Source organism: Emticicia aquatica (assembly GCF_923079645.1).
GTDB lineage: Bacteria > Bacteroidota > Bacteroidia > Cytophagales > Spirosomataceae > Emticicia > Emticicia aquatica.
Map to the genome: position 1 here is coordinate 941,232 of NZ_CAKLPY010000002.1, position 13,875 is coordinate 955,106.

Below are 13,875 nucleotides of genomic sequence, written 5' to 3' on the forward strand. Positions count from 1 at the left end.
GATTTTTAAGTTAAATAATAGAATTTTAAAGTATTCTGGGGCAGAAAACTTTAAAGTGCAAAGATAATCTAAAAATTGGTTCAATAATCTTGGAATAGTACAAAATTTACAAAAAACTCCAAATTTTATTTGGTGTGATGCAGTAATCAAGGCAAATATCGTAAGTGTCAACATCTTTTATTTGCTCAACTGGTTCGAAAATTGAAAGCCCAATTTTCAAAACATCTGCACGACAATCGGCTAAAAAGCGGTCGTAATAGCCTTTTCCATAACCAACTCGATAACCTTTTTTATCGAAACAAAGAAGCGGAATAAGCACAAGGTCAATTTCAGAAACTGATGATTCGAGATGTTTTGAAGGAAATGGTTCTGGAATTTTCCATTGATTTTCTTCAAAAATTGTCTCTTCCGTTAAAAAATAATGCGTCATTGTCCCATCTGCATGGCTTTTAGGAATAACAATATTTGTCGCAAAATCTTTCTTTAAGGTATTAATTATCAGCCATGTATCAATTTCTTTGTGATGTTTGATTGGCAAAAAAGTATGAATCGTAGCATAAGAATGGACAGGGAAACTTCTGAAAAACCAGTCATGTATTTTCCTAGAAAAACCCTCAACTTCTTGCTCGATGAGGGCTTTTCGTTTTTGTGAAAATTCTTTTCTTAAATCTTGTTTTAGCATTGGCGTTACGCTATTTCTAATATTTCATTAGCTTTTTCGATAGCTTTTTTCTCTTTCCATTCTTTCCAAGGCTCGCCCACAAGTTTGGTCATACCCTTATCTATAAACGTATGCCTTACTACATTCCAACCTCCACGAGCCGTCGTAAAGATAGAATCATTCGCTCGCAAAGCCAAACTAAATCCACCGTCAACATATTTAATATAATGCCACCACAACGACGGAATGAAAAGAGTTTCTCCATGCCCAAATGTTGCCTCATAGCCGACCAAATTTTTCATTGCTGGATAACGTTCATAATCAGGATTAAGCGGATTTACGTGGCTTTGAACGGTAAATGGGTGTTGATAAAGATTGGCACTTTTATCTGGAGAAAAGAGTATTGCTTGCTTTCTGGTTTGAAATTGTGTCAAAAAAACATTGGAACAATCCATGTCATAATGAAGGTTTACAACTGAATTTTGCCCACCAAAAAACATAAATTTATAGCTTTTCAAGAAACCATCCATGATTGTTGGAAAACGAATATCATCCGCCAAAGCTGGAACTTTCTTGAAAATATCAAACAAAAAAATGCGTAAATCAGTAGGACCTTGCTCAATTAGTGTTAAATATTCACCAAAAGGCATCGTTTTGGCTGCTTGAAAATATTTTTTGGTGTCATGAATGTGATTGTCGAATAACGGTACTTCTAAATTGCCATAATTGTTTCGCAGCCAATCAAAAGTCCATTTGTCTAGTGCGGGCCAGTCTTTCACCAAGTCAGTAAAAATCACTGGGCGTTTAGGCTTTAAGTAGCTCTCAATGAATTCTTCGCGACTCAAATTACTGCGTCGTTCTATCTGTAATAGTTTCATGATTTATATTGGTAGATTTTGTGTATAAAATGCTCAAAGCAATGACAATACAAGTAGCTTTTTCCCCTAAAACGACACATACTAAAATTTGGTTTCATATCACAATCTTTACCAATGATTTATACTTTTTTTTATATTAAATCTTGTAAAAACAAATTTTATATTAGTATGCTTGCATACTAATATCTTTCATGTATATTTGTCGAAAAATTATGCTTGCATAATAATTCACAAAATTATAAGCTAACAAAATTGTTCTATGGAGTACAACAACAATCTCAATCGAACTTTAGCCAAGTTAGACAATTTGCCTGCATTTGTGCGTGGTTTCATGCGAGATTACGCCATCGGTCGATTTGTGAAATTTGTTGGAACGGCAAGCATACATTTTGAAAAAATGACTTGTGATGAAGTCGCAGTAACACTTCCAAATAAAAACAAAGTACAAAACCACATTGGGCAAATTCATGCCGCTGCAACGACTCTTTTGGCCGAAACAGCTTCTGGAATGGCAGTTGGCATGAATATACCTGATGACAAATTACCTTTGATGAAAAACCTTTCTGTAAAATTCATCAAACGTAGTCAAGGACAACAAAGAGCCATTGCAACGCTAACTGAGCAGCAAATAAAGCAAATTAGAGAAACTGATAAAGGCGAAGTAAATGTATCGGTAAAAATCACAGACGAAACCGAAGAAGAAGTAGTTATAGCAGAAATGATTTGGGCGTGGATTTTGAAGAAAAAATAAATTATGATTTCAGCGGAAGAGCATTTTCAGAATGAGTTTTTAAGGCCAATTTTGAAAGAACAAAATGAGTTATTGATTGCAGTTTTCAAAAATTATTTAACCAAACACAAAGTTTTGTTTGAAAGATATTCGCCCGAAGACCAAGCCAATTATATCGAAAACACCATCAAAAAAGATGCACAATTACGCAATTATTTTGTTGGAACTATCATCGGAAAACTTTCAACCGAACAATATCACGTTTTTGTAACAATGGAAACTGAACTGAATCGAAGAATAATCACGATGCTTGTAAAAAGATTACAGAGTCAGATGATTTAAAACATCTCAAGATTTGACAATTTTACGAATCATCGCACAGTTGTCAAATCTGACTTTACAAAGAAAAATCAAACACAAAACCATGAATCGTAGTATCAAAAAAGTAGTTGTTTTAGGTGCGGGCATTATGGGAAGCCGTATTGCATTGCACTTTGCTAATATCGGAGTTGAGGTGCTACTCCTCGACATGGTTCCGAAAGAGCCAAACGACGCCGAAAAAGCCAAAGGACTAGACACCACTCACCCAGCCGTTCGTAACAGAATTGTTGGCGAACTTTTCCAAGCAGCTGTAAAAGCAAGTCCTTCGCCAATTTATAGTCAAAAATCATTAAGTAGAGTAAAATTAGGTAATTTCGATGATGATATGCCTAAAATTGCCACTTATGATTGGATTATTGAAGTGGTTGTGGAGCGTCTCGACATCAAGAAAATGATTTACGAAAAAGTAGAAAAATTCCGTAAAGCAGGCACTTTGGTAACGTCAAATACTTCTGGTATTCCGATTCATTTGATGGCAGAAGGTCGTTCAGAAGATTTCCAAAAGTATTTCTGTGGAACGCACTTTTTCAATCCGCCACGTTATTTACGTTTGTTGGAAATTATTCCAACTGACAAAACCGACAAATCAGTGCTTGATTTCTTGATGCACTACGGTGATTTATATCTCGGAAAAACAACAGTTTTATGTAAAGATTCGCCAGCATTTATTGCCAATCGTTTAGGAATTTATGCCATGGTACAAACCATCAGAGTGGCTGAAGAAATGGGCTTGACTGTGGAAGAAGTTGATAAGCTGACAAGTACAGTTGTTGGTCGTCCAAAATCGGGCACATTCCGTTTATCGGATGTAGTTGGTTTGGATACAACTGTCAATGTTTGCAATAACCTGATTAATGTTTTAGAAACCGACGAATCGAAAGATGCCTTTATTTTGCCTCCAACAATGGCAAAATTAATGGAAAACAAATGGCTCGGTGATAAAACTGGACAAGGTTTCTACAAAAAATCGAAAGATGCAGCAGGTAAAACACTCATTCTTGCCTTAGATTTAAAGAGTTTTGAATACAAACCTTCAGAAAAAGTAAAATTTGCTACGCTCGAAAGTACCAAAAGCATCGACGATTTGAAAAAGCGTTTCTCGGTTCTTTTGGCTGGTAAAGACAAAGCAGGTGAGTTTTACCGCAAGACTTTTGCCGATGGTTTCCGTTATGCAACTAATCGTATTCCAGAAATTTCGGACGAATTATATAGAATTGATGCAGCTATTTGTGCAGGTTTTGGCTGGCAAATGGGTATGTTTGAAACTTGGGATGCAATTGGCGTTCGTCCGATGATAAAAATAATGGAAGACCTAAACCTCAAACCAGCAGCTTGGGTTTATGAAATGTTGGAATCGGGCAATGAAACTTTCTACAAAGTTGAGTCAGGAAAACGTAAATATTATGATATTCCGAGCAAATCATATAAAGTTATTCCAGGAACAGAATCTTTCATTATCTTGGATAATCTCCGCCAAACCAATGTGATTTGGAAAAATGCAGGTTCAACAATCTTCGATTTGGGCGATGGCATTGCAGGTATAGAATTTCATTCAAAAATGAATACTTTCGGTGCGGAAGTGGTTGAAGGATTGAACAAAGCTTATGGTATCGCTGAAAAAGATTTTAGAGGTTTAGTGGTTGGAAATGACTCAAATGAGGCATTTTCCGCGGGTGCAAACTTGGCATTGTTATTTATGTTTGCCATCGAGCAAGAATACGACGAAATCAATATGATGATTGCTCAATTTCAACAACTAATGATGCGAGCAAGATATTCGTCAGTGCCTGTCGTAACGGCAGCTCATAGCTTGGCTTTGGGTGGCGGTTGTGAACTAAATCTTCACGCTGATAGAGTCGTTGCTCATGCTGAAACCTACATGGGTTTAGTTGAATTAGGTGTTGGTTTGATTCCAGCAGGTGGCGGAACAAAAGAAATGGCTTTACGTTGCTCAGATGCTTACAAAACTGGCGACCCAGAATTAAATATTCTTCAAAATGCCTTTATGAATATTGCTCAAGCTAAAGTGTCGACTTCGGCACAAGAAGCATTTGATATGGGTTATTTGAAAACAGATAAAGATAGAATTGTTTTAAACCGCAGTAGATTGATTGCCGAAGCTAAAGAAGAAGCTATCAAATTGGCAGAAGAAGGTTATACACAACCAAAGCAACGCACCGATATTAAGGTTCAAGGAAAAGCAGGAATTGCTCTTTTTAAAGCAGGAATTACGGGTATGCTGATGGGAAAATATATAACAGAACACGATGCAAAAATTGCAGATAAATTGGCTTATGTTATTTCGGGTGGAGATTTAAGTTATCCGCAATTGGTTACTGAACAATATCTCTTAGATTTAGAGCGTGAGGCTTTCTTATCCCTTTGTGGTGAAAAGAAAACAATGGAGCGTATGCAGGGACTTTTAAGTGGCGGTAAACCACCGAGAAATTAAGATTTTATCAAAAAAGAAAAAACAAACATGAACGCATATATAGTAGCTGGCTACCGCAGTGCAGTCGGCAAAGCACCCAAAGGAGTTTTCCGCTTTACTCGCCCCGACGATTTGGCGGCTGATGTAATCAAGCACCTCATGGCACAAGTGCCAAACCTCGACCCTGCTCGAGTTGATGATTTAATTGTAGGAAATGCCGTTCCAGAAGCCGAACAAGGAATGCAAATGGCTCGTTATATTTCGCTTTTGTCGTTAGGCAAAAGTGTTGCAGGCGTAACTGTAAACAGATATTGTGGCTCAGGCGTCGAAACAATCGCAATGGCTGCTGCAAAAATTAGTGCAGGAATGGCCGATTGTATCGTAGCAGGCGGAACAGAGTCAATGTCGATGGTACCAACAACTGGTTGGAAAATGGCATTGAATTATGGATTGGCTTCTCACCACCCAGATTATTATATCGGAATGGGACTTACGGCTGAACAAGTGGCTCAACAATTCAATATTGGTCGTGAAGAGCAAGATATTTTCTCGTATAATTCGCACCAAAAAGCATTGGCTGCTCAAGCGGCGGGCAAATTCGATGCCGAAATTGTACCAATTACGGTAAAAGAGACCTATTTCGACGAAGCTTCTGGCAAGAAGAAAAACAAAGAATATATTGTGTCGAAAGACGAAGGTCCACGTGCTGATACAAGTGTTGAAGCTTTGGCAAAACTTCGCCCTGTTTTCTCAATGGGCGGTAGCGTAACAGCGGGTAATTCTTCTCAAACTTCTGATGGTGCAGCGTTTGTAATAGTGATGTCTGAAAGAATGGTAAACGAGTTAGGCTTGAAACCAATTGCTCGCATGATGGCTTACGCTTCGGCAGGAGTTGAACCACGAATTATGGGAATTGGCCCCGTTGCAGCCATTCCGATTGCTTTGAAACAAGCGGGTTTGAAACAAGATGATATTGATATTATTGAATTGAACGAAGCTTTTGCCGCTCAATCTTTAGCCGTTATCAAAGAATTAGGCTTAGATACAAGCAAAATCAATCCAAATGGTGGTGCAATTGCTCTCGGTCACGCTCTTGGCTCGACTGGTGGGCGTCTGACAGTTCAAGTTTTGAACGAACTCCGCCGCCAAAACAAAAAATATGGTATGGTTACGGCCTGTGTTGGCGGTGGTCAAGGTGTAGCTGGAATTTATGAATTGTTGAGTTAAAATAACATTTCTAATATTTAAAGCTCTAAGCCTGTCTTTATTGAGACAGGCTTATTTTTTATTTCGTCGAGGAAAAATCCCCTTTAGGACTTAGTGGTTTGTTTTTTAAATTCAAAATCCTACATTTGTTTTAACAATAAGTGTTTTTTTGACACTACTATTTTTCTTCTTTATTCAATCTTTTATAATCAGAACTATGAAACAGGTTTTCGCACGAAACATGATGTTATTTTTGATGACATTTGCTTTCTCCATTTCATCCTTTGCACAAGGACAATTCAGAGTATTACTTTTTTCTAAAACAGATGGTTTTCATCATGAATCTATCAACGAAGGTGTAACTGCCATTAAAAAATTGGCAGAAAGACATACATTTAGTGTTGATTGGCAAGAAAATGCTTCGGTTTTTAATGATAAAGCCTTAGAAAGATACCAAGCTGTTATTTTCTTAAACACAACTGGCAATATCCTGAACGATGAACAACAGGCAGCTTTCGAGAAATTTATTAAGGCTGGAAAAGGCTTCGTAGGTATTCATAGTGCCACCGACACAGAGTATGATTGGCCGTGGTACGGAAAATTGGTTGGAAACTATTTCAAAATTCATCCACAGCAACAAACGGCTTATTTGAAAGTTGAAGATAGCAATTTTCCAGGTATGGAACGATTCCCGAAAAAATTACTTTGGACAGACGAATGGTACGAATTTAAAACTCCTTCTCCAGCAAATGATTTGAAAGTTTTAGTTTCGATTGATGAAAAATCTTATAATCCTAACACAAAATGGGGCGATAACGAAGGTAAAGGCATGGGTTTTCATCCGATTTCTTGGTACCATAATTATGACGGTGGCCGTGCTTTTTATACAGCTTTAGGACATATTCCGTTGGTTTATAGCGACCAAACTTTCCTTGACCACCTTTACGGTGGCATTTATTGGGCTGCAACTGGTAAAGGTTTGTAAAAATTATTTTTTCTTAATAAAAGGTCTCTTTTCAAATTGAAAAGAGACCTTTTTATTTACCATAAGTAATGGCAACATTTAGTTTCACGGAATTATTTTTCTTACTCTTTCGTTGAAAAATAGTACAATTCCATTTTTTTCGAATGAATCAGAAAGAAAAACTGCTCCTTTTTATCCTTGCTTGCATCAATTTTACACACATCATTGACTTTATGATAATGATGCCTTTAGGGCCTCAATTAATGCATATTTTTAATATTTCTCCTCGACAATTTGGTTTTGTGGTATCTGCTTATGGATTAAGTGCTGGTATTTCTGGTTTCTTAGCTGCCTTTTTCGTGGATAATTACGACCGTAAAAAAGTTGTATTTTTTGCATACACTGGCTTTGTTGCTGGTACGATTGCTTGTGCCTTCGCTCCTACTTATGAAATCTTAATTTTAACACGAACAATTGCTGGTACATTTGGCGGTCTGATTGGAGCCCAAGTAATGTCAATCGTAGCAGATACGTTCGAATACGAAAGACGAGCAACCGCAATGGGTTTTATTACAACCGCTTTTTCATTGGCGGCCGTAGTAGGAATTCCATCAGGATTATTTTTAGCTGCCAAATTTGGTTGGCATTCACCATTTTTAGTACTTGGAGGATTAGGAATCATCGTTATTTTTTTGATTTACAAATTCGTTCCGACCTTAGACAAACACCTTAAAAATCGTCAGCCTAAACAAAGTCCATTCACTGTAATTACGGATATAACCAAAAACCCCAATCAATTGCGAGCGTTGTTTCTTTCGACCATCATTATGCTTGGTCATTTTAGTATTATTCCGTACATCTCACCAACTTTGGTAGCAAACGTTGGTTATAGTCAGGATAATATTTTCCTGATTTATTTTGTTGGCGGTTTATTGACAATATTTACTGCTCCAATGGTTGGAAAACTGGCTGACCGTAAAGGAAAATATCCTGTTTTTGTAACTTTTGCAGTACTTTCAATGATTCCTATTTTCTTGATAACGAATATGTTTTCAGGAGTTTTGTGGGGAGTTTTGGTAATTTCTGGTATTTTCTTTGTCTTTTCAAATGGTCGTCTGATTCCGACGCAAGCTATTATTTCGAGTGTTGTTACTCCACAACAAAGAGGAAGTTTTATGGCAATAAATTCTTCCGTACAACTTTTTGCACAAGCAATTGCCACCAATGTTGGTGGATTCATTATTCATAAAACACCTTCTGGATATATTGAAAACTACCCTTTTGTAGGTTATTTTGCTATAATAATGATATTTTTCAGTATTTTTATTGCTAAAACTATTAAACCAATTACTCAATGAAAAATGTTATTTTAGGTTTAATTACGCTTTTTCCTTTAGTAATTTTTGCCCAAGATTTTAAGACAACGATTGAAAAACATCGAGAAGCATATAAAGCTGAATTTCTGAAATCGGCTAATTCGCCTTTGAAACAAGAGGATTTTGGGTATTTACAATTTTATGAACCTAATGAAAAATTTAATGTTGCATGTGAATTTTTTGCAACCAAAACACGGAAAGCTGCCCAAAATAAACCAATTGAAATACCAACCTCTGCAGGAAAAACTAAAACGTATGTAAAATTTGGCGAATTAAGGTTTAAAATTGACGGACAAAAGCACAAACTCACTGTTTATCAGTCGATTGGTCTAAAGGCGATGCCCCAATACCGTGATTATTTATTCATTCCATTCAAAGATTTGACCAATGGAAAAGAAAGTTACGGCGGTGGACGTTACCTTGATTTAAGGATGAACCAAATGGAAGGCGACACAGTTTTTTTAGATTTTAACAAAGCGTATAATCCATATTGTGCTTATAGCGATGGTTATAGCTGTCCGATTCCACCGAAAGGAAACCATTTAAAAGTAGCAATTGAAGCAGGCGAGAAAAATTTCACAAAATCACATTAATGGTTGTTTTAAAACTACAAAAGGCGACTTCAAGCAGCCACCTTTTGTATAAATACCAAAGAAATATTTATATTTTTTTCGCAGGATTCCCAAATACTGTTGTGCCTTCGGCAACATTTTCAATAACTACCGAACCCGCTCCAACTCGAGCATTTTTACCGATTGTTATACCTGAAATAATTACTGCTCCTGAGCCAATAAATGCACCTTCTTCAACGGTTGCTTCGCTGTTTATGATTGCTCCCGCTCCGATTTGAACATAATCACCAACAACTGCATTGATATCAACTACCGCCGAAGCATGAAGAATACAATGGTTACCAACGGTTGCATAAGGATTGACAACCGCACGAGCTGCCACAAGATTTCCGTGTCCGATAAACGCTTCAGCCGAAACCACCGCTGTATTATGCACTGCATTGACGGGCATCACTTTTCGGCGATTATTGAGCATTTCAATTAGTTTTTTGCGTTCTTTATTGTTTTCAAGAGCAACAAAAGCTTCTGTTTTCTGACCAATAAGTTTCAAAAAACCATCATCATCGGTATCACCCAAAACAATAATATCGCCAATTTCTTGGTTATGTAATTCTTTGTTATCATCTAAAAAGCCATAAACGACAACATTATTCCGATTGAAAATATCTAAGGCTATTTTTCCGAGATTCCCGGCACCAAAAATCAAAATTGGGTTTTCCATTTTACTAAAATACTATTTTATTATGATAAATATTTTTACTGTAAAACTAACTCCTCAACCACCACTAACAGGAGGAATTAGCACAATTTCATCGTTTTCTTTTAAGATAGCCGAATCTTCAGCATAATCAGAATTGATGGCTACTCGGAGCGATTTTAAGGTTGCAAAAGTAGGAAAATTTACCGACAGATGTTCTTTTAAATCAGCAACAGTCGCACTATTTTCGAGTGTTGTTGCGTATTCAAATTGTCCGATAATATCACGAGTAATGCCGAAACATAGAATGCGAATATTCATAAATTAGTTAAAGAAACAATAGATTTTATATAAAAATCAACTATAAATAAGTAATGACCAAATCACTCACCAAAGTATAACACAAAGTTGGAATATTAAATTTCCTGTTGGCAAAATATGAGCAAAAAGGTTAGAGAGGAAAGTAAAAAATAGCAAAAAAAACTCTTCAGAATTGAGTTGAAAGTTCTTTATCTTCTATAAACTTGTTCGACTTTAGTATATTTATTCTCAGAATAATTTTTAGAAAATAGCTCATAAAATTACTTAATAATTTATAAAAAATGGTCAATTTTGTAGCAAATTCCTAAAATTTAATGATAACATTCGACGAAGTAAGTATTCAAAAAGGCGACCGCACAGTTTTATCTGGTATCAATTGGCATGCTCAAAAAAGTGAAAATTGGGCAATAATTGGAGGGAATGGTTCGGGGAAAAGTACATTTTTAGAAGCAATTGCGAGTAAAATATTTCCTGTAAAAGGTAAAATCACGAAACCTAATTATGCTGAAATTGCATTTGTTGCGAAAGATTATAGTTTTAACCGAATTGTGCAAGCAGCCACACAATATTACCAACAGCGTTTCAATTCGATGGATGCCGAAATTGCTCCAACGGTACGTGAAATTCTGCAAAATCAAATCAAACCAATTGGAACTTTCGACGAAAAATCAGTTGATTTACCACCTTTACCTTTCACAGAAGAAGAACTTTTATCAAAGGCGGATTTACTAAAAATAACACATTTACTTGATAGAAAGATTGTTACACTTTCCAATGGTGAAACTCGTCGAACACTGATTACGCTATCTTTACTTCAACAACCAAAAATACTTTTATTGGATAATCCTTTTGTAGGTTTAGATGTTGAAAGTCGAGAAATTCTGCACCAGGTTTTGAACAAAATTGCTATTTCTGGTATTCAGATAATCATGGTAACGACACCAAAAGAAGTGCCTTCTTGCATCACAAATATCATTTTACTCAAAGACGGAAAAATAAAAAAAACAGCTACGCAAATAACTGATTTTCAACAAGTTATCCACAATTCTTCGTTGAAAATAGCACCAGAAATTTTATCTATTATCAAGCAAATTCCTGCAAAAAATGATTTTGAATTTGCTCTCAATTTTCGGAATGTTAGTGTCATTTACAAAGATATAAATGTGGTTGATAATGTAAATTGGCAAGTAAAACGTGGAGAAAAATGGGCTTTAATGGGTCCAAATGGTTCGGGGAAAAGTACAATTTTGAGTCTCATTACAGCTGATAACCCACAAGGATACCAAAACGATTATGACTTATTCGACCGAAAACGTGGAACTGGCGAAAGTATTTGGGACGTCAAGTACCGAATTGGCTACGTTTCACCCGAACTACATCTATATTTTACTAGAACTACGGAAGTTTGGAAAGCCGTTGCATCAGGTTTGTTTGATTCTGCGGGACTTTTCAAGAAGCTTAGCGAAGATGAAAGAACAACGACCGATAGTTATCTTAAATTGCTGAATATCAGCCATTTATCAGAAAGAAAAATTTATCAACTTTCTACTGGAGAACAGCGACAAGTATTTTTGGCAAGAGCTTTGGTTAAAAATCCGCCGTTACTTTTGCTCGACGAACCTTGTCAAGGCTTAGATTATGAACACGTGCTGTATTTCCGTGACTTAGTAAATGAATTAGTAGTAGAACTAGACAAAACACTCATTTATGTAACTCATTACGAAGATGAAATTCCTGCCTGCGTTGATAAACGTTTAAAACTTAACAAAGGAAAAGTTATATTTTAATGGTTGAATACTTTAATTTTCGGAAGAAGAATTGATTCAAATAGAGATATTCTTCTTCCGAAAAACTATAATTTATCAGCAAGCAATACTGTACCTTGAATATCCATTTTAAGACCAATTATTTTTTTTTCAGCATTGCGAATAAAAGTAATAATTGCTCCATACGAACTTGTTGATTGAAACTTATCAACACTCGCTTGTTTTATCAATTTATTGGCTCCGTAAGCATCTGCTTCACCTAAAATTGAGCCTTCACTCATGGTTATTTTGTAAGCCTCAAATGGACTTCCATCTTTCATTTTATACGTACCAACGTATTGTTGCAAAGAATCGCTTGAAGAAGTTTGTGCAAACAAAAAATTACTTGCAACGCACATAATAATAAATGAGAAAATGAGTTTTTTCATGTTTTTAAGGAATTTTGAATAGTAAAGTATTAACAAATAAAAGTTATTTACAGATAAATACAAAACAATTTATTAGCCGTAAATTTGCCAAAATAAATACTAAAATATTTCATTGAAAATATGTCAATTGCCGAACTATACCAAAAATTCAAAGCATCAAACGGAATTTCAACAGACACTCGAAAAATAGACAACGGTGTTATGTTCTTTGCCTTAAAAGGTGACAAATTCAATGCAAATTCGTTCGCCCACGAAGCACTCAGCAAAGGAGCAAAATATGTAGTAATAGATGAGTCTAAATACGCCACGGACGACCGCTGTATATTGGTGGGAGACGTACTTTATACGCTTCAAAAACTCGCCAATTATCACCGCCAACAGCTCAATATTCCGTTTGTTGGGATGACAGGTTCAAACGGAAAAACTACGTCTAAAGAGTTAGTTGCGGCCGTTTTATCAAAAAAATTTAAGACTTATTATACAAAAGGAAATCTCAATAATCATATTGGCGTGCCTCTTACTTTGCTCGGAATCGACGAAAGCTATGAAATAGCGGTCATTGAAATGGGAGCAAATCATCAAGGAGAAATTCGAGATTTATGTACTATTTGTGAGCCAACTCATGGTTTTATCACCAATGTTGGCAAAGCTCATTTAGAAGGTTTTGGCGGTGTTGAGGGAGTAAAAAAAGGGAAAGGCGAGTTATATGATTTCTTGGAAAAATCAGGTGGAACGGTTTTCGTTAATGCTAAAAGTTTAGCTTTGGTGGAAATGGCCGCTCAACGCAAATTCAAATTTCAATTCGATTATTTAGCGGCTGACAAAGAACCGAGAATGTTGCAAGATTCTCCCGTAGTCGTTTTTACTGCCAATTCAAAAGAATACACTACTCACCTTCCTGGCTCGTATAATTTTGAAAATATTGCCGCAGCTTTGGCAATTGGACAGCATTTTGGCGTACCTGTCGAACTAGCAAATGAGGCCGTTTCGGAGTATAATCCAGACAATAATCGCTCTCAAATTGTTGAAAAAGGCACAAACAGCATTTTGCTTGATGCTTATAATGCCAATCCGTCGTCGATGTCGGCTTCGATTCAAAACTTTATCAACTTAAAAACCGACAAGAAAAAAGTTGTTATTTTGGGCGATATGTTTGAATTGGGCGATGAAGCCCCTGAAGAACACCGCATCATTGGTGAATTGATAGCGAAAGGAAATTTTGATTTGGTCGTTCTTTTTGGTCAACTGATGTCGTCAGCACTTGTATCACTTCCAAATGCGTTTTATTTTTCCGACAAGTTTTCTTTACATAACTGGCTCATTGATAAACAATTACAAGATTCTTATATTCTTATTAAAGGGTCGAGAGGCGTAAGTTTAGAAACAGTTTTGCCGTTTTTATAAATTCAAAAATAGCTCAATAACATACGGTTTTTCACAGAATTGCCGTATGTTATTCTTGCT

The 13,875-nt window shown here is 36.2% G+C and carries 14 protein-coding genes; 9 read left to right on the plus strand and 5 right to left on the minus strand.

What is annotated here, in order from left to right; translation table 11 throughout:
• Positions 1-106 precede the first annotated feature (106 nt).
• Positions 107-682 carry a 5-formyltetrahydrofolate cyclo-ligase gene (locus tag MJQ71_RS13630; RefSeq protein ID WP_238807178.1) on the minus strand — a complete coding sequence of 192 codons (576 nt, stop codon included), beginning with the start codon at positions 680-682 and terminating at the stop codon, positions 107-109.
• Positions 683-687: 5 nt separating this feature from the next.
• Entirely contained in the window at positions 688-1,539 is an 852-nt protein-coding gene (locus MJQ71_RS13635) for a cupin-like domain-containing protein (protein ID WP_238807179.1), read from the minus strand.
• 259 nt (positions 1,540-1,798) lie between these two features.
• Here MJQ71_RS13635 and MJQ71_RS13640 point away from each other — a divergent pair, with 259 nt between their 5' ends.
• The 7 genes from MJQ71_RS13640 (at position 1,799) to MJQ71_RS13670 (ending at position 9,220) form a co-directional block, all read left to right on the plus strand.
• Positions 1,799-2,290, plus strand: coding sequence for a DUF4442 domain-containing protein (locus MJQ71_RS13640; RefSeq protein ID WP_238807180.1), 492 nt, complete (start codon positions 1,799-1,801; stop codon positions 2,288-2,290).
• Between the two features lie 3 nt (positions 2,291-2,293).
• The gene (locus MJQ71_RS13645; RefSeq protein WP_238807181.1) at positions 2,294-2,611 is read left to right on the plus strand and encodes a glyoxalase; all 318 of its coding nucleotides are present in this window, start codon (positions 2,294-2,296) and stop codon (positions 2,609-2,611) included.
• Between the two features lie 82 nt (positions 2,612-2,693).
• A complete protein-coding gene (locus MJQ71_RS13650; RefSeq protein ID WP_238807182.1) occupies positions 2,694-5,102 on the plus strand; it encodes a 3-hydroxyacyl-CoA dehydrogenase/enoyl-CoA hydratase family protein in 2,409 nt (802 codons plus the stop codon).
• 27 nt (positions 5,103-5,129) lie between these two features.
• On the plus strand, positions 5,130-6,308 hold the full coding sequence (locus tag MJQ71_RS13655; RefSeq protein WP_238807183.1) for an acetyl-CoA C-acyltransferase: 1,179 nt from the start codon (positions 5,130-5,132) through the stop codon (positions 6,306-6,308).
• Positions 6,309-6,504: 196 nt separating this feature from the next.
• Positions 6,505-7,272 carry a ThuA domain-containing protein gene (locus MJQ71_RS13660; protein WP_238807184.1) on the plus strand — a complete coding sequence of 256 codons (768 nt, stop codon included), beginning with the start codon at positions 6,505-6,507 and terminating at the stop codon, positions 7,270-7,272.
• A gap of 143 nt (positions 7,273-7,415) precedes the next feature.
• The gene (locus MJQ71_RS13665; protein ID WP_238807185.1) at positions 7,416-8,609 is read left to right on the plus strand and encodes an MFS transporter; all 1,194 of its coding nucleotides are present in this window, start codon (positions 7,416-7,418) and stop codon (positions 8,607-8,609) included.
• Positions 8,606-9,220, plus strand: coding sequence for a DUF1684 domain-containing protein (locus MJQ71_RS13670; RefSeq protein ID WP_238807186.1), 615 nt, complete (start codon positions 8,606-8,608; stop codon positions 9,218-9,220). Before MJQ71_RS13665 ends, MJQ71_RS13670 begins: the two co-directional genes overlap by 4 nt.
• A gap of 67 nt (positions 9,221-9,287) precedes the next feature.
• On the opposite strand, the gene MJQ71_RS13675 is transcribed toward MJQ71_RS13670, so the two are convergent.
• Positions 9,288-9,920 carry an acetyltransferase gene (locus MJQ71_RS13675; RefSeq protein WP_238807187.1) on the minus strand — a complete coding sequence of 211 codons (633 nt, stop codon included), beginning with the start codon at positions 9,918-9,920 and terminating at the stop codon, positions 9,288-9,290.
• Positions 9,921-9,974: 54 nt separating this feature from the next.
• A complete protein-coding gene (moaD, locus tag MJQ71_RS13680) occupies positions 9,975-10,217 on the minus strand; it encodes a molybdopterin converting factor subunit 1 (RefSeq protein WP_238807188.1) in 243 nt (80 codons plus the stop codon).
• A 314-nt stretch (positions 10,218-10,531) separates the two neighbouring features.
• Between moaD and MJQ71_RS13685 the strand changes: the two genes are divergently transcribed.
• On the plus strand, positions 10,532-12,004 hold the full coding sequence (locus MJQ71_RS13685; protein ID WP_238807189.1) for an ATP-binding cassette domain-containing protein: 1,473 nt from the start codon (positions 10,532-10,534) through the stop codon (positions 12,002-12,004).
• 65 nt (positions 12,005-12,069) lie between these two features.
• Here MJQ71_RS13685 and MJQ71_RS13690 read toward each other — a convergent pair whose 3' ends face one another.
• On the minus strand, positions 12,070-12,411 hold the full coding sequence (locus MJQ71_RS13690; RefSeq protein WP_238807190.1) for a DUF3471 domain-containing protein: 342 nt from the start codon (positions 12,409-12,411) through the stop codon (positions 12,070-12,072).
• Between the two features lie 120 nt (positions 12,412-12,531).
• Here MJQ71_RS13690 and MJQ71_RS13695 point away from each other — a divergent pair, with 120 nt between their 5' ends.
• Entirely contained in the window at positions 12,532-13,815 is a 1,284-nt protein-coding gene (locus MJQ71_RS13695) for a UDP-N-acetylmuramoyl-tripeptide--D-alanyl-D-alanine ligase (RefSeq protein ID WP_238807191.1), read from the plus strand.
• The last annotated feature ends 60 nt before the right edge of the window (positions 13,816-13,875 follow it).